The 17,844-nt window shown below is 31.4% G+C and carries 11 protein-coding genes; 3 read left to right on the top strand and 8 right to left on the bottom strand.

Translation table 11 applies throughout. From position 1 onward, the window contains the following. The 6 genes from tssO to B0A66_RS18585 form a co-directional block, all read right to left on the bottom strand. Nucleotides 1–513, bottom strand: coding sequence for a type VI secretion system TssO (gene tssO / locus B0A66_RS18610; protein ID WP_089051368.1), 513 nt, complete (start codon nucleotides 511–513; stop codon nucleotides 1–3). A gap of 21 nt (nucleotides 514–534) precedes the next feature. Beyond that, nucleotides 535–1,704, bottom strand: coding sequence for a hypothetical protein (locus tag B0A66_RS18605; protein ID WP_089051367.1), 1,170 nt, complete (start codon nucleotides 1,702–1,704; stop codon nucleotides 535–537). Nucleotides 1,705–1,755: 51 nt separating this feature from the next. Then, complete coding sequence (locus tag B0A66_RS18600; RefSeq protein WP_089051366.1) at nucleotides 1,756–2,916, bottom strand: tetratricopeptide repeat protein; 1,161 nt, start codon at nucleotides 2,914–2,916, stop codon at nucleotides 1,756–1,758. A 149-nt stretch (nucleotides 2,917–3,065) separates the two neighbouring features. Continuing rightward, a complete protein-coding gene (locus tag B0A66_RS18595) occupies nucleotides 3,066–4,019 on the bottom strand; it encodes a TssN family type VI secretion system protein (protein ID WP_089051365.1) in 954 nt (317 codons plus the stop codon). 2 nt (nucleotides 4,020–4,021) lie between these two features. Continuing rightward, nucleotides 4,022–4,966, bottom strand: coding sequence for a type VI secretion system baseplate subunit TssG (locus B0A66_RS18590; protein ID WP_123868262.1), 945 nt, complete (start codon nucleotides 4,964–4,966; stop codon nucleotides 4,022–4,024). After that, the gene (locus tag B0A66_RS18585) at nucleotides 4,950–5,591 is read right to left on the bottom strand and encodes a C40 family peptidase (RefSeq protein ID WP_089051363.1); all 642 of its coding nucleotides are present in this window, start codon (nucleotides 5,589–5,591) and stop codon (nucleotides 4,950–4,952) included. Before B0A66_RS18585 ends, B0A66_RS18590 begins: the two co-directional genes overlap by 17 nt. 350 nt (nucleotides 5,592–5,941) lie before the next feature. Between B0A66_RS18585 and B0A66_RS18580 the strand changes: the two genes are divergently transcribed. Continuing rightward, the gene (locus tag B0A66_RS18580) at nucleotides 5,942–6,994 is read left to right on the top strand and encodes a PKD domain-containing protein (RefSeq protein ID WP_089051362.1); all 1,053 of its coding nucleotides are present in this window, start codon (nucleotides 5,942–5,944) and stop codon (nucleotides 6,992–6,994) included. A gap of 5 nt (nucleotides 6,995–6,999) precedes the next feature. Further along, complete coding sequence (locus tag B0A66_RS18575; protein WP_089051361.1) at nucleotides 7,000–9,444, top strand: AAA family ATPase; 2,445 nt, start codon at nucleotides 7,000–7,002, stop codon at nucleotides 9,442–9,444. A gap of 207 nt (nucleotides 9,445–9,651) precedes the next feature. Here the strand turns inward: B0A66_RS18575 and B0A66_RS18570 are convergent, their stop codons facing one another. Both B0A66_RS18570 and B0A66_RS18565 read right to left on the bottom strand, forming a co-directional pair. Then, entirely contained in the window at nucleotides 9,652–14,211 is a 4,560-nt protein-coding gene (locus B0A66_RS18570; RefSeq protein WP_089051360.1) for a TonB-dependent receptor plug domain-containing protein, read from the bottom strand. A 4-nt stretch (nucleotides 14,212–14,215) separates the two neighbouring features. Beyond that, nucleotides 14,216–16,984, bottom strand: coding sequence for a carboxypeptidase-like regulatory domain-containing protein (locus B0A66_RS18565; RefSeq protein ID WP_089051359.1), 2,769 nt, complete (start codon nucleotides 16,982–16,984; stop codon nucleotides 14,216–14,218). Between the two features lie 512 nt (nucleotides 16,985–17,496). Between B0A66_RS18565 and B0A66_RS18560 the strand changes: the two genes are divergently transcribed. Then, nucleotides 17,497–17,844, top strand: a 348-nt coding sequence (locus tag B0A66_RS18560; protein ID WP_089051358.1) for a MauE/DoxX family redox-associated membrane protein, incomplete at its 3' end; no start/stop codon positions are given.

Raw genomic sequence — 17,844 nt, 5'->3', positions numbered from 1 at the left:
TTATTGATTTTGATAAATCTGGCGACAGACATCAAGATCTCTACTAACTTTTTCTAATTCTTCTTTATATGTTTTTGCAGATTGATTCAAACTATCAATTAAGTGAGAGTTGTGTGTCAAGCTTCTGATTTGTTTTTTGTAATCAATGATATTCTTGTAAGCCAAAATAACATTGTTGTATAATCTTTTGTTCTCAGTTGTATCTTTTGGTACTTTCTGATAAATATTGGCAATCATAACATTCGCCAGACGCTGCTGAAAATCATTATCTACTTTTGGTGAATTAATAGAATCGACTGTCATTCTGATACTATCAATTTTTACTGAAAAATTAGTCTGATAATCATATTCTCTTTTCATCATTTCATTCTCTGCTTTTAACATTTTATTCTCTGCCTTAGGCATGTAAAAGTTGAATGATACTGCGATTAACATCACCGTAAAAGTTAAAGTAAAGGCGATAAGAAATGCGAAAAATGCTTTTTGACGTTCTTTTTTGTTTAAAACTTCCATAAATTAATATTGCTATATTTTTTAATCTTTTATAAAAAAACCGTGACGTTTCGGGTTCTGAATGATATCTTTCTTGTCCGTCTCTGCAACGAATAATTCGATATTCTCTTTCTTCTTCCCAATATAATCCAGTCTATAAAGTGTTTCGAATAACGTTTCTATCTTAGTAAGTGAATTAATAGCTAAAGTTGCTGTTTTATCAATATGAACGTGATCGTATCCTGCATTGATAAGCGTAGTGAAAAGAATTTCTAAATCTCCCTGAGATATATCACACCATTCTGCAAAATAATTCAGTAATTCCTCTTTTCCTGCACCAGATTTCGAATCAATAAAATTCTTCATTACTCTGGCAAAAGAAACAACTGTACTTAACATTGATGCAGGATGCTGGTGCAGTGAGAACCAGCGAAACTGCGTTAAGCAATTCCCTAAGAAAAACCCCGTATTATCAGCCAACTGCATTACAGTCTGAGCCAAAACTCCTGTTTGCTGACTTCTATTGATTTTTTGAGAAATTTGCACCGAATAAATTTCGATCTGCCCTAATGAGCGCGCAATTTGTGCCTGTATGTCTATTAGCTTTGGATGACAGGAAACGGTTACTGATGGCGGAATATAATTTTCATCAAGTATAGTCGTATCTCCAATAAGTACTTTTCCAATTGCTAAATAAAAACCTCCATATCCAATTCCTGAACGAAATTCATCTGCTTTGATTAAATGAAGTTTATAATCAGGCTGTGTAAAAGGATATCTTGGCGGAACCTCATCCGGATCCGGCTCGCCAAACGGAATTCTTTTTTTAGTATTTACAGAAATACAAGCCAGCAATACCATTTGTTCACCCGGTTTCATTTCGTAAGTTCCTTCAGGATAAGGTACCTGAAGATCTAATGTGTCCGTATTACTTTTACTGATTTCTATTCTTGATCCGTTTGGTGTAATAGCATGACACTCTTCTACACGTACACGAAGCAATTTATGGTTATCAACACCTAATGTGATTTTAGTAGCTTCCTTATTTTGATTTCCAGAATCTAATAATCCATAACTAATGGGAGTAGTATGAATTCCAATCGCATCATTTACCAATTCAGAAACATTATCCTGAATAGCTAAAAAGTGATTCTTGTTTATTTTCATCCCATCAATCCAGTTTACGGGAAAATGATGTAATTTTTCAATCATAATTATTTATGTTTTTTATTTGAAATAAGATTTTAACTCTTATCTAATTCTCTATATTTTGTTTTGTACTCTACTTATTGCATTATCATAAACTACATTCTCTTTATGTTCTTTTGCGAGTTTGTAATAATTTAAAGCCTCTTCAAAATCATTATCATTCTCAAAAATTTTGGCAATATTGTAATATGCACTAGCCTTTGTGATGTTAATAGAATTACCGGAAGCATAGCTTATCGCCTTTCTATTTGCATAAATTGCTTCTGCCTTTAATCCTTTCTTAATATACATTAGCCCCAAATTGCCATACGCCTGTCCAAATGTTGGATAATACTCCAACGCTTGCTTATAAAAACTTAAAGCTCCGTCTACATCTTTAGCCTGATAAGCCAAATCTCCTTTTTTATTCAACGCCAAAGCCGTTTTTTTGTCATTACTAGCAACATAAACTTCTTCTTCTGTCTCTTGCTGATTAGGATTATCAAGACCAACTTCTTTCTTCGTTTTAGAAATTATTCTGTTGATATCTACAATTTCACCGTTCTTATTTATTTTAAACAAGTTCCATACATTTCCTTTTTTATCTGTTGGCACATAGTATGTCTTAACCAATGATTGCCCTACATAAACAAATACTTTTGCCTGACTTCCTGATAATTTATAAGAATCTAAATCCTCTCTGTTTGAATAATCATGAACGAAATAATGATACTCAACTCCAAATTTTTTATTTTCTATTGTTATCGTTTCAGGACCATAACTATCAGTATCATCAACATCAAGATTTGACAAAGCACCTTTTTTATTTTGAAAATAAATATGATTCCCCTGAAAACTCAAATGAGAATCTAAATCCTCCGGATATCTTCCCCAGTTCAAAACAATTCGCATTCCATCCAGATTTTTCATAACCGGGCTTAAAGCATAGGTCAATTCATTACATGGACACTTTACTACAAGACTCGAATAATTATCTTTCTTAATAATCAATAATGTATTGGAATCATCTTGAAAACCACCATTGATTGTTACTTTTCCACTTTCATTTGTAAATTGTTTAGTCGATGATTCTCCGTTTCGTTGAACTACTACCTCCGCATTACTTAATACTTTATCTTTTTCGACAGCAGACAGAACTTGTATCGATATATTCTGAGCCACTGCATTTTTACCAAAAGCAAAAACTAAAAAGAGCACTAAAAAATTTACCTTCATTTTATATTCGTTATTTTCTTTTTATTATTTTTCAAAGAACTTCTTAAGGAACTTATAACAAGCTTATTCGGGTTAAAACCCCAGTAATGACGCGTATTGCGCATTTATTTTAAATAAACTGTTTTTTTTTATTTTATCTGTAAAGCAAATTATTTTGCTTCCTGCATTTTAGGCTCAAACATAAAACCCTTATCGCCTTTATCATTTTTAACAGGCTGAATTTCTTTTTCAATCTGTCTTTTACAAATAATAACTGAATTCTCCGTTATTCCATTCATTCCTAATGTATATTTCCCATCTACATATTTAGCTGACTGATACCATTTTGGCTGAAGAAAAAATACCCAATTGCAATTTTCTCCGTTATGCTTTAATTCAATCTTACTATCCGCATTATGTTCGTTATATCCGGAAACAGTATGATAAAAAAGTGCTCCGAAATCAATTCTTACAGGACCTTTAGATCTTATCGAAGTATAGTTGGTACTGTCAGGTTTTTTCTGAATTAAAAGTGTAATCAGCAATAAATCCTTCATTTGTACGTTTTCTATTTCAGGAAACGGATCTTTTCTTTCTGGTATCCTCCATGTAACATACTCTTTAGGAGGTATTTGCATCATATAATTAAATACCGCATAAACACCGGTTGGTACGATAAAAACTAAGAAATGTGAACACATTATAAAAGTTAAAGCCAAACCATTTAAAGCTGTATAAATAATAACAAATAATATACTTGAATATAAAGTGATCAATAATGAAAATAATAATTCGATACCAACAACATCTTTTAAATCAAATTCATCAAAATACCATCGATATAAGTACACATTCAAAATACCAAAGAGCAACGAAGCGATCTGATAGAAAAGAAATTCATCAGACAACTCTGTAAATAATTTATTGTAACCCAAAAAACCAACCAAAGCATAGATCAGTACAAATGAAAAAACGTAGATATAAAATCTTCTCTTATACTTTGTAGCAAACTCCTTTACCTTGTCACTAAATACCATCGTAAGTATAACGCTAATTGCTACTATTACGACTAAAAATACAATAAGCCTAACGTCAATAAGTGCTCCTAAATGCTTTTTTACCATTTTTAAATTCGTGTTGTATACCCTAACACAGGTTGTTTATTAAAATTAAACTCTTCTGTTTCTTTGTTCATTAATAAGACTGTTTTTACCTCTACTTCCATCGGGAAAAAATGTTCGCAAAAACAATCTATAAATTTTTTAATTTCCCCATCATTTACATATAAATGATAAGCTTTATTTGCTATTGGACCTATTTTAATAGTTAGATTCATAGAATAGTCCATATAATTATTTCCGGTAATAAAATCAACGCCTAACCTGTTTTCTCCAAGTTTAACAGTTTGTCCATCGTCGCGAAACTCTTTAGAACTAACCGTTGTAAACCTAACTTGTTCTTCGATAATACTTGACAGACACTGGCAGGCTAAATCAATATTTCCAACGATTTTATAAGAATAAGGCAGCAACTGAATAAATTTTGACACCAAAACTGCCGGATATTCATGTGATAATCCCCAGAAGTCATAGAAAAAATCCAAAGGTTTACTACCGTTTAACTTATACAAAAAGTCTCTTTCTACACCTTCAATTTTTGTACGATAATGAAAAATTTCATTCTCAAAAGGTGTAAAGAAATTACGGGCTTCCGCTTCCTGTTTTTTCTGATGCTTATGTTCTCTGATCATCTGCCTAACAGATTTATCAGCATTATTCTCTGTTAAACTGTGTACAAAACCTTCCGGCAATGCATCATAAATACTGTCACGCGATAATTCGATATTAAGATATTCGTATTTATCGTAATTATCATCCTGAATCTTTGCGCCTAAAATATCACTTCTATAGGCTCTTGAAAACTGTCCATTATTAGAAATCGTAATTTCATCCTGATTCAGGACATTATTCTCAATGAGTTCATTGGTGATAACTTCGGCTCTAATATCGTATGAAATATTTTCTATTTCATATACCAGATCCTCAAGACTTTTGTTATTTTTTCTTTGCATCTTCATTGATTCGTCCAGCGCCTATATAACGTAATTGAAAATATTCATCATTGAAATTATATATTGCAAGTCCCTTATCGGTACATGCTAAAATTCTATCGTTGTGCAGATATAAAGCCACATCAGATATTGGATGATCCTTGTCGTATCTGAAAAATATCAGGTCACCTTCAGTTAAGAAACTTCTTCCGGTAAAAATTTGAATCGATTTTGATTTCCACATTCCAGCAGGATCTTTTGGAAGAGTAACTTTATAAACATCACTGTAGAGCGACTGCAGAAAGTAAGCGCAGTCAATTCCTTTTTTAGAAAAACTTTTTTCCTGGTAAGGTGTATTAATCCAGGGATCAATATAACCGTATAATCTGTAGTTTGTAATTTTTACTGGCATTACAGCAAGTACAATAGAATACTTTTCTTTTAATGCCAGAATCTCATCGCTCAAATTTTCTGAATTATCGTTTACAATCGACTTATTCTTTAAACCTCCTTTATCCATTTGAGCCTGTTCTTTTAAAAGCTTAAGCGAATAATCGTATTTAAACGGAATTTGAGAAATATATTTCTGAGCAAAACATTCTGTAGAAAAATGCATTAGTAGAATTAAAAAAATCGCCTGCCTCATATAAATATCCTATTTATTTTTTACCGATTTTGAAAAAAGATTTTCAAAATCAGGTAACTCACCTTATTTCATTCTAAATATCCAACAACATTAAAAAGCAAAACTGCTTTTTTTCATTTAGTGTAAAAGTCCCCACAATTACAACGTTTTCTAAGTAAATTCAATTCTTATGAATTTATTTACTTTTCAAAAACATATGGTTGCAAACGTAATAAATTATTCTGTAAGAATACAAATATTTTTTGTAATTTTTATAGTAATAATTTAGGCTGTATTAAAATAATAAAACTTATTTTTGCTTTCTTTTTGTTAAAAAATCTCTTACTTCGCGTAAAACTTAAATTTTAGAAATGAATAATAAGAATATTGATATTAGAGTTGTATTTTTCTTTGTCATCATGTTATCACTAGGAATCATAATATTTATTTTACAGTTGTTCAACCATGTAGATTGTGAAGATGCAAAATTTTACATTTTTGCTGATCATTATCAAACCGAAGAGTCTGTTGAGTTTTACGACAAAACGCCTAATGCAAATTCATGGAAATGGGACTTCGGAGATGGCACCGATACTGATGTAAGAATGCATACTTTTCATGTTTACAAAAAACCTGGAGAATACATCGTCACTTTAACAATAAACGGAAACTGTGTACACAACCGAGTACTCAAAATAAAAGACAAATACGCAGAAGATGTAATGGGAACTCCAAAAATTATTGTTCCAAAAACAATCACCGTTGGACAGCCTGCTTATTTCAAATCAACCTCTGAAGAAGCAAGAACATGGGAATGGGCATTTGGAGAAAACAAAGGAATAGACGAAACATCTTCGACTGCCGTTTATACATTTAGCACACCGGGAGAAAAAACAATTACACTTGTTACCAACGGAAACTTTAGCACTGTAGCGAAGAAGGTTATTTATGTTCATCCAAAAGTAATCAAAAAGACCAATCCGCTGGATGTAATGTCCTATGAATACGAAAAAAAGGCCGAAGCTTTTGCCTTACCAAGAGGACCGGTTAAAAAAGATCCATTAGAAGAAATGCTGCAATACGTTCCTGTAGCCCCTAAAACAAAAACAGAAAAAGACAGCGTTAGCTCTACTAAAAAAGCACCTAAAATATCTGAAGATCAATTCGAAATTTTATTACTAAAAGTAGCAGAAGGCAGCAAAGTAAAAGATGATTTTGCAGAATTTTTATGCGATGATCTTGAAGCTCCTGTAGTTAAAAATGACGCTGATCTTATAACTTTTTCGCAATTATGTGCTGCAATCAAAGGAAAAAAGATAAAAATTGAATCAATACGCCTTAACAAAGACAAACAAAGCAACTGTGTTAAGGGATTAGATATTAGTTATAAAGTAAAAAAATTCATGATCTGGTCTAAAGATTAAATTGTATGGAAGAAGAAAAAAACGTTTTTAGCGTAGAATTATTAAGTGCACTTGAAATTGCTAAAAAAATTGCCAAGACCAATTCAAACAAATTTTATTCAGCCTCACACCTGCTCAAAGCGATTTTAAACAGGGATTTATCTCTTTTAAAACGTTTGGAAGCCATGGGAAAAGACGTTTATTATCTTGATGAATGGGCTGAAGTCCGAATGGAAGACGAACCCAAAACAAATCATGTTATGGATGCTGAACCGGCCGACACTATTGATGAAATCATTAATGAAGCTGAAGCGGTTCGCGTTTTATTAAACGAAGATGAAATTACACTATACGCCATCGTTGTTGCGATTAGCTCGCCAGGAGTAGCTTTTAGTTTTGACCAGATGAAGACATATCCGATCTCCAGAAATGAACTGCTGGAAGATCAAATTGTTATTCCTGACACAAATGTTCCCGGCGCAAAACAAGAAGTAAAAAAAGGCTTCTTAGGAAAATACTGCATTCATAAAAACATAGAAAAAAAGGCCAAACGCATTCCAGCTATTGGTCGCGAAATAGAATTAAACACTATAAAAGAAATCCTTTGCCGTTTCTCTAAACCCAATGTTTTACTTATTGGAGACAGAGGAATCGGAAAATCTATTCTGATTGATACCTTGGTTCAAAATGTAATTTCAAATCAGGTTCCGGATGCTTTAAACAAAGTACAGCTTTTTGAATTAGATTTATCTTCGCTAATTGCAGGAGCATCGTACAAAGGCGAAATAGAAGACCGCTTAAAAAACTGTATTCAGGAGTTAAGACAATATCCAAAAGCAATTCTAATCATCGAAGAAATCCATACATTACTGGATAAAAATGGTGGTGATTCAGGAGTTTCAAATGTTTTAAAAGGAGAATTAGCCAAAGGATTAACGATTATTGCTACTTCTACTATCGATGAATACTCAAAAAGAATCGAAAAAGAACAAGGTTTATCCGGAATGTTCGAACTGGTAAAACTGGAAGAAGCAGACGATGAAACGCTATTCAGAATGATTCGCGAGTCTATCAAAACGTATCAGGATCATCACAAAATTCAAATAGATGACGAAACTATATCTGAATCTATTCGATTATCACGACGTTATTTAAAAGAAAAAAGTCTTCCGGAATCAGCTATAAACCTGATTGACCATACGATGTCAGTTTTAAAAACATCTGGTGAAACATTCTTAAAAGAAAAACAAACGATCGTTGATAAACTTGCCGTTTTAAAGAAAAACGAAGCCGAATTATCCGAAGAGCAATTAATCAAAGAAGCCAATTGGTTCTTAACAGATTTAATTAATAAAACTGCTTTTTTAATTGATGTAGACGAAGAAAACGAAAACAAAACATTCGACAATGCGGCATCACTAATTGAACATATTGAGACATTAATTAATACACTGGAGCAAAAAGCATTAGACAAACGCGTTCACATAGAAGCTTTTGATTTATCACTTATTATTGCTAAAAAAACAGGAATTCCGGCAGGAAAATTAAAAGAAGAAGAAAAGCAAAAACTAAATAATATTGAGGAAGTCCTTAACAAACGTGTTATTGGTCAGGATCATTGTATTGCAACCGTTGCAGGTTCTATTTTAGAATCAAGATCAGGATTAAGCAAAGCAGGACAACCTATTGCATCTTTCTTTTTCTTAGGACCAACCGGAACTGGAAAAACAGAATTAGCAAAAAGCTTAGCAGAATTTCTTTTTCAGGACGAAAATGCCATCATTCGATTTGACATGTCTGAGTTTAAAGAAGAACACTCTGCAGCATTATTATATGGAGCTCCTCCGGGATATGTTGGTTATGAAGAAGGTGGTTTACTAGTAAACAAGATCAGACAAAAACCATACTCAATTGTATTATTTGACGAGATCGAAAAAGCACATGCTTCTGTTTACGATGTCTTCCTTCAAATAATGGACGAAGGTAAACTTCATGACAGATTAGGTAAAGAAGGAGATTTCTCAAATGCAATTATCCTATTTACGTCAAACATTGGAGCAGATCATATTGTAGAAACATTTAATCAAGGTCAGATTCCGACTTCTTCTTCTTTAATGGAAATTATGGGGAATTATTTCAGACCAGAGTTTTTAGGACGTTTAACAGAAATTGTACCCTTCGCTCCTATCAGCAAAGAAAATGCATTGAAAATCTTCGAAATCCACCTTAAAAAGGAATTTATGGATTTACTTAAAAACATCAATGTAACAGTTGAAATTCCGATGGATGCAAAATTGTACCTGGCAGAAAACGGATACAACGCCAAATACGGAGCAAGACCAATTAAAAGTATCATTAGAAGTCACCTGAGACGTCCGCTGGCAAAGAAAATCATTGCAGGCGAAGTGAAAGATGGCGACACTATTACGGTAGCAATAGAAAACGAAGAAATAAAGTGGATAAAAGGGTAAATCCTATTCCGGCATATTTCTAAAATTTAAAATCCATAAAATCTACATTATTTAGATTTTATGGATTTTTTTATACAATTCCTTTTAGGCATGATCCTTTACTGATTAAACATATCATTAATGACCAGAATTTGGAATTTCTTCTTATTCAGATTATCTAATCTTTTTACTTAATCTTGATCTTTTCAAAAAACAAACAAAAATCACTTACTTTAGAACTTCAATTTCTAAACCAGAATTCCAGTTTCTATGTTCATTTTCATAATACAAATAAGCCGAAGAAGCTACTGCTTTATAATTACCCGGAATTATAGCTTTTAAATCGATATTCACTTTTCGAATTTCCATGCTGTTTAATTTTCTGAAGTAAAGTACCAGTTCATTGCCTAAAATTTCGTAATAATCGACAATGTTTTTTTCTGTAAGCTCTTTTAATTGCCATGGCTCAGGAGTCAATCCTCCAGGAATTCCAATTCGGGCAATTGGATTTGAAACTTCTTGTTTGCTCTTATTTTGAATTTGGATTTCTACTCGTGCAGTTTCACTTATTTTTACTTTTTTATTTGCCGTTTTTGTATTTAAAACCAACTTACATTCTTCTGAATTATTTGGTCGATAAGTTTGATACTGTACATAAAATAAATAAGGAATATAACTATCCTTCGGCATCTTAATTGAAAAATTATTAGACCCTAAATTCGCTTTTAAATCTTTGAGAATTACGTTTCCGTTTTTATCTTTTTGAGTCAGGTCAATCGATTCATTATTTAAACTCATCGTTGCTTCAGAAAAAAAAGAATCACTAGTCATATTATTGATTTTCATACACTCTGTAATGCATTTTAGTGCGAGAGCAGTTGCCTGTGTTGAGCCAAATCCATATGATGTTTTTGAAGCCTGAATATAATCTATAGCATACATGACTTCTCTTTTAATTGTTCGATCTTTTAACAAGGCTAAAGTGTACAGCGAAACAATTTCAATATTCATTGATTTCCCATAACTGTTTATAACCGACTGCTCTGCTCTCAACTCTTTAAATCCTAGTCTTTTTACTTCTACTCTTATTAGCTGCATTAACTGTTTGTATTCCTCATATTTTTTCAGATTAAAAGAAGATAATGCTAATAAATTCATTCTGTACAAATCATTACTTTTTAATGCTTCCTGTAGCGCAGTTTGATATTCTTTTTCAATATTAGTCTCTCCTATTTCAGATAAAACATACACAATATAAGCGTTATTTACTTCATATTTTATTCCTGAAAAACCATATCTTCCCGGATTTTGTTTAAAGCCGCCTTTATTATCTTTTCTGGAATTGAGCCAGTTTATTGATCGTTCCACTAATTTTTTATCAACATTGATAAAATTTTTCATTTCATTAAACTGTAATAAGCCATAAGCAGTAAGAGCTTCATTACCGGGATTACCACCATACCATTCGAAACCACCATCTTTAGATTCATAATTTTTCAGTTTTTGGTATCCATTATTTAAAAAATTTAGAACTTTCTCTTTAAATTCAGGCGAAACTTTTTTAAACTCTAACAATTGCATCGCCATTATGTTTGGATAATTGGTTGACGAAACTTGTTCGAAGCAACCATGAGGCTCACTCATCATACCTTCTAAAATATCAAAAATAGAAGAAAATGGATTATAAAATAATTTAAAACCACTATCTATTGTACCTGGAAGCGGCTCAGTAATAACAAAATCTTTTACCTGAGAGCCAGATCCAGAAATATCGATATTCATAGGAAATCCCTTTGAATAGATATCAATCGTTTTTTTTATTTTTGATTTTAAATTTTCTCCTGTTAGAGTAATTTCTAATGGAAGCTTTTTTCCAATTGTATTTGAAAACAATGACAAATAAATTGTTTTTGATTCATTAGGTTTTAAATGAATTACAGAATCCTGTTGTTGTACATTTTGCTTATTAAACTCCAGCTTAGATTGTAATTGGAGACTTTTATCTGAATTATTTTTCAACCAAACCGGTATCAAAATTACATCATCCTGAGAAGCATAAACAGGAACTTTTACGTCTGTCTGAATTAATTCTTTAACAGCATAAGAAGCTTCGGATTTTCCGATATGACCTTTATAGGAAGTTCCTTCTGCCAGAATCTTAAAAGAAGTATTATCATCCGAATTATAAAATTCAAAATTAGCCTCGCCTTTCTTGTTCGTATGGATAATTGAATTCCAGTAAATACAGCTTCTAAAATCAGTCTTTTCTTCAACAATTACTGTTTTATATTTGGGTGCATAAAAATACTCCGCTTCGCTTAATGCTTTTGTTCCTGATCTCCAGATATCTTGAAAAGTATAAGTATGTTTTTTTCCAAAAATTTGATTACCCTGATATTGATATAACCTGCTTTTTGTATTTATCAAAATAACACCATATGCACCACTTAAACCATAAATAGCTGAGGCTGATGCATCTTTTAAAATAGAAATTGATTCTATACTATTTACAGGAATACTTCCTAAAAACGAAGAGCTCTCATTATTGGCATAAGGGATTCCATCTATTACAATTAAAGGCTGACCACCCGCTCTGCTGCCATAAATTGAACCTGCTCCTCTAATCATGACTTTATCAGCTGAACCAACCTGTCCTGAAGCCGATGTAACCTGAACTCCTGTTATACGGCCGCTTAATATATTACTTGCGATTTCTTCATACTGTACGCGTAAGGTAGCATATGAACCCGTGGTATTGTTTTTTTTTGACGCCGTACCATATCCTACCACTATACTTTCGTTTAATAAAGACTGTTGCGTATCTAAAGAAACAGAATTTCCCGTAATTTTGGTATTATTTACAATTTGTCCACTTTCTTTTTTATTGATGTAATTGTAGGTTACATTATCACTAACTGAATTAGAAAGTGTATCCTTCATTTTAGCAAACTCGTTTTCATTTGTAAATGAATTTTTTATGGTATATTCTTCCTTTCTTTTACCTTCAGCTACTAAATACGCTAAATCAGAAAAGGAAACCTTATGGAACTGGAAATAACCACTTGAATTACTTTTTGTTTCAAAAACTTTTCCCTGATCTGTCAAAAATAAAACTTTTGTGCGAACCGGCTTATCTTTATGATTTAAAACAAAACCCTCAATAATATCAGTGGTTTCTGGTTTTATTGTACTCGTTTCTACTAATAAGTCTTGAAGATTTTTTTGGTCGTATTTTCGCCAGCCGTAAGTGTTTAAAAGCAGATCAATACCTTGTTCCCTATCCTCTAATTTTTTATTTTCATCAAAATAAAATCTAGGCTCGTAAATTTTACCCTTTAGTTCAAAACCCAGATAAAACCACGTTAAAAGATTATCCTGTTTATCATCAATGTAAGTTAAAAGTTTTGAATCGACTACGGAAACGGAAAGATTAGATGCAATTGGCGTATTATTTTTATCTTTTGTGAGAATTGAAACTTTTACTTTTTCTCTTGGCAAATAAATCTCTTTATCTGTTTTTATCTCTATTTTTAATCCATCCTGATAATTAAGAAAAACTAATCTTTCTGCTACGATTTCATTTTTTACTAATAAAGAAAAAGAATGAATACCAACTGGCAAGTCTTCTGTTTTTATAGTAACAGAATTCCATCCTTGTGTTAAATTCAATTCAGTCGTTTGATAAATCTGAGCTGTATTCCTTACTAGCAATCTTGCTGGTATTGTCAGCGTTGCGTAGATATTTAAAATAACATCTTCAGGATTTTTTTTTGCATTTAATACAAAAAGGTTATTGATGGCAGATGGCAATGCGATTTTCTCTTTAGATTGAAAAGGAGAAGTTACTACAGCAAAATATTTCTTATCCTTCATGGTTTTCAAAATCACATTTCCCATTCCGTCATGAATACTTTTAAAATCACTGACCCTATTTCCTTTTTCATCTTCAATAAATCCGGCCACATCCATAGGAAGACCAAATTCATTTTTTGCTATAAAAAATAATGATGAAACTTCATTTAACACAAGATTTCCACTTTCCGGCAAAAATTGAAGATCAATAAAATTTAGGTTAATTGGAATCGAACGTGTTACAGATTCCTTGAAATTGTCGTAATCCAGCATCACATTCAAGATTCCATCATTTGATTTTAAATCATTTGGAAGCTTAAAAACAACTACGGCTTTTCCTAGATCATCTGTCTTTCCCTGAAGCGAATTAATTTTTTTTCCATCAACAAAAATATCGTATTCAAAAGCATAATTTTTTATCGGCTGACTTTCTAAATTTTTAAGTTCAAAATTGGCCTCACAAATTTCGTCTTTGCCATAAGCTTTTTTTGTAAAATCAAGTGTCATCAATATTCTTGGAGAAACGACTTTTTGTACAAAAAAATTCTTTTCAAAAATATTCTCACCGATCTCATTTTGTACCTTGGTATAGGCTTTGATTTTATACATTCCTGAGGCTGCGCCTTCAGGAATCGAATAGGAACCCTCTATATTTGCGTTATCTATGTTGTAATTCTGGGTAAGTATTTTTTGATTAGCTCCATCAAATACATCTACATAAAGATAACCGCTTAAAGTAGATGGAGTATTACTGCTTTCTGCAATGTAACCTTTAAAATAAACAGTTTCACCTGCCTCGTACAAGACGTTGTTTAAATGCAAGTATACTTTTTCCGTAATTGAGTTTTTATAAACAGTGTTCCAGTTTTCTTCTGTATTTTGTCCCAAAACAGTTTGAAATATCATTAAAAAGAAAATATATTTTATATTTTTCATTATCTTAAAATTTAATTGTTAATGAAGAACCAAAACTTCTCATCAGCGGTGAATTAAAATAATCTAACCCACTTGAATCTATCGAATTAAACATGGCGTTATTACTAAAAGCTGTCCTGTTTTTGGTAATTATAAAAATGTTGTTTACAAAAAGAGCAATCTTAAAACTTAACTTGTTATTATTATATTCGTAAAAGTCATTGAGATAAGATAAGTTAATCGAATTGAACCTAAAATAGGTTGCATCTTCAACAGCATTTTCAGCAACACCGTCTATTCCATATCTTGTCCATCGATTTTGTTCTACCGGAAGATTCACATCGTAAAAAGAAACCACTTTAGTATTTAAAGCTCCGGACGTTGTGACACCAGGAAAAACATAATTGGTTATATTTCGATCTTTTTCTGTCAATTCTGATTTTCCATAATAATTTAAAGTCTGCTGTGTACCGTTCCAGATTTCTCCACCTTGACTCCAGTCAAAAGAAAGCTGGAGTGTAAATTTTTTATAGTTAAAAGAATTCAAAAAACCGACTACAAAATCAGGATTCGGATTTCCTATAATTTTGTGTTGTACATCTTTTATCGGAAAACCATCGCTATCAATAATCATATTCTGATTTTGATCTCTTAAATAACTGTTTCCCACAATAACTCCAAGCGGCTGTCCTACAATATAATTTTTATTAACGTCTGCAAAACCGGCAAATGGTATCCTTGACTGATTATTATTAAGACTTGTTACTTCGTTTCTGTAATAGGTAAAATTGAAATTGAAACCATATGCTAACCTTCTATAACCACTACTCAATTTATCAACTGAAAATTCAAAACCTTTTTGTTTATAATTCACATCTGGAGACCAATTCACAGTATTCAGGTTAAAAACCGGTGTGTATAAATTCATTACTTTTTTAAAATAGCCACTCAAATTAACATTCCAATAATAACTAGACCTGTAAGTTACATTCAGATTGGCGTTATTTTCACTTATAGCAACTGCTTTTCTTGGAGTAAACAGTTCTAAATCATTCTTTAATAACTTAAACTGATTCACATTGTAACGTAATGAATTAAAATTTAGATTATTATTTTGAAGTGAGGGTTCTGTTTCTGTATAACTGTGACTAAATACAAAAGTAAGATGTTCATGAAAAAACTCTTTAAACTCGGCGGAAACAAAAGACCCCGGAAGAATGTAATTTCTAACGGTTGATGAATAATTAAAATTTGATATCGCTTTTAAAACTATTTCATCATAGTAAGAAAATATATCCCGGAAATTATACGAACCCGTCACAGTAGAAAAAACTTCAAATCTGTTTTGTGATACATCTAGCTTACTTTGAAGTGCATTCTGATTAGGAAAGTCTTCAGCAGTATTAAATCCACTAAAATAATTTCTTTGCAGATTCCTTTCCTGAAATCTAAAATCAATCTTCGATTCAACAAACCCTCCATTTCTAATAGAGCGTTTATATACATCTGAAACGGTAAAAGTTTTAAACTTCTCAATTCTATTATTAAAATTTGGAGTATTACCTGCGAAATAAAAATGCTGCCCGCTTAAATTTGAAATTATAGAAGACTGAAAACCTGCATTTATCGTATTGAAATTTTTACTCATCGAATATATATGCTTAAAACTAAAAGATGTGGTCTCACTTTTATTCGTGTCCTGATTATTTGCTATGAGATAATAAGGATTGTTTTCGAACTGAGAATAACTTCTTTGGGAACCATTTTCTAAAGTTGAAGCCCATTTAGTATCAAAATGAATCGGAGTAACAGCATTGGCAAAAATAACTTTATTGATACCAAAATTAGAATTAGAAAAATTATTGTCAAAATTGTTATAAGAAAAAAGAGTTTCAATTTTACTATACTTTGAAACATTTCTGAAATATTTTAAAGAGGTTAATATTTCGTTATTTTTCGTTTCTGGAATTGCAATATTTCCTGTTTTATAAGACAGATTAACCTTTAAAAAATTTCCTTTTGGACTTATTATCTGAGCACTAAATCCCGTTTTACTATCAATTGTATTTTGATAAAAATGATTCGGATCGTAAAGTTGCAATGGTGATGCACCAAATGATGATCGATTCACAATAGTACCCTGTGGATAATATTCAGAAAAATTCTGAGAATATTGTAAAGAATTTACGTTTGGTCCCCAACTAAAAATTTCATCTGTTTCCGGCGACTGATATGCTAATCCGCCATTTATATTTCTGCCTTGTGCATAAGTAGTTTGGTATTTCGGTAAGCGAAATGGTGTTGAAACATTAAATTCCTGATGTACTTCAAAAAACAATTTATTATACTCATTACGCGATTTGATATTGTAAAAACCATCCTTATTTCTACTAATTTTCATTATATCATCATCACGAAATTTTGCACTCCTTAAAACAAAATTAAATTTGCCAGATGGTTTTGAAACGATTAAAGAGTCGTCGCCTTTTTTCAAATTTTGAATATAATCATTACTTAAAATCTGAGTTACTCTTTCATCATTTTTTAACAAGGACCGATTTGTAATTTTAATTATCTTTTTTTCCATTCCTATATATGAAATCTCCAAATGATCGCCAATTCCTGCCTCAATAAAATAATTTCCATCAAAATCAGATGTTGTACATTTTAGAGTATTTATAACACAAATAGTCGCTCCCGGAAGCCCCATACCATCTTCACTGACATTTCCTTTATAAATAGACTGAGCAAAGCTTACTGTGGTAAAAAAAAGAAATATTAATAGTTTTTTCATATATAAACTTAGATAGAAAGTGTCATTCTGATTAAAAATTGGGAGCGAAATAAAAAATGTAAGAATACAGCATTTTTTTATTTTAACATTGTTTTTTTTAGAAATTTCGATTCTATAATATCTATCAGAATAAAAGACAAGTATTTAAGAAATTCTAAAGTTAAATTACCAATTTGCGTAATGCCTAAACTCTATTCATTCCTGATCTGAACACTGATTATTTCTAAACATCACGTAACTAAACTTAAATTTAAATTATTTGAATTTAAATTTCTAGTGTACAGTACTTTACTTTTTTATTTGAAAATTTTTCCTCCTATTAGTTTATCATCTACAAAAATTATAATGTCTTTTTTTTTTCAATAATTGTATAGGTTAACAATTTTAAGTACATAAAATCTACTTGTTTTAGATTTTATGTTTTTTTCACCCTATTTCTTTCAACTAAAATTTATTTTAAATAAAACTTTATTATTAGTACTTTCAACTTAGCAAAATATAAATTAATAAATATGAAATTATCAGAAATAAAAATAGCAGAATGGTTTTTACGCATTGCATTAAGCGCAGGATTTTTATCTGCTTCTGCAGACCGATTTGGAATGTGGCCGAAAGAAGTTTCAGCCTGGGGTAATTGGCAAAACTTTGTTAATTACACCAAAATCTTAACCCCGGCTGCACCAGATAGTTTAGTCCCCTTTTTAGCTTACACAGCAACAGGATTAGAAATTGCATTAGGTATTTTATTACTTACAAATTTCAAAACCAATTGGGTCGCTAAGGCAAGTAGTACATTACTTTTATTGTTCGCATTATCAATGACTTTTTCCACCAGTATAAAAACGGATCAATGCATATTG

The sequence above is a fragment of the Flavobacterium hercynium genome (genome assembly GCF_002217285.1).
Lineage (GTDB): Bacteria > Bacteroidota > Bacteroidia > Flavobacteriales > Flavobacteriaceae > Flavobacterium > Flavobacterium hercynium.
This window is presented reverse-complemented; position numbering and strand designations above follow the sequence as displayed.

What these genes read in the sequence shown, in the direction of transcription:
- B0A66_RS18575 (WP_089051361.1), top strand. Translation starts at nt 7,000, where the DNA reads ATGGAAGAAGAAAAAAACGTTTTTAGCGTAGAATTATTAAGTGCACTT.
- B0A66_RS18570 (WP_089051360.1), bottom strand. Translation starts at nt 14,211, where the DNA reads ATGAAAAATATAAAATATATTTTCTTTTTAATGATATTTCAAACTGTT.
- B0A66_RS18605 (WP_089051367.1), bottom strand. Translation starts at nt 1,704, where the DNA reads ATGATTGAAAAATTACATCATTTTCCCGTAAACTGGATTGATGGGATG.
- B0A66_RS18585 (WP_089051363.1), bottom strand. Translation starts at nt 5,591, where the DNA reads ATGAGGCAGGCGATTTTTTTAATTCTACTAATGCATTTTTCTACAGAA.
- B0A66_RS18565 (WP_089051359.1), bottom strand. Translation starts at nt 16,984, where the DNA reads ATGAAAAAACTATTAATATTTCTTTTTTTTACCACAGTAAGCTTTGCT.
- tssO (WP_089051368.1), bottom strand. Translation starts at nt 513, where the DNA reads ATGGAAGTTTTAAACAAAAAAGAACGTCAAAAAGCATTTTTCGCATTT.
- B0A66_RS18595 (WP_089051365.1), bottom strand. Translation starts at nt 4,019, where the DNA reads ATGGTAAAAAAGCATTTAGGAGCACTTATTGACGTTAGGCTTATTGTA.
- B0A66_RS18580 (WP_089051362.1), top strand. Translation starts at nt 5,942, where the DNA reads ATGAATAATAAGAATATTGATATTAGAGTTGTATTTTTCTTTGTCATC.
- B0A66_RS18600 (WP_089051366.1), bottom strand. Translation starts at nt 2,916, where the DNA reads ATGAAGGTAAATTTTTTAGTGCTCTTTTTAGTTTTTGCTTTTGGTAAA.
- B0A66_RS18590 (WP_123868262.1), bottom strand. Translation starts at nt 4,966, where the DNA reads ATGCAAAGAAAAAATAACAAAAGTCTTGAGGATCTGGTATATGAAATA.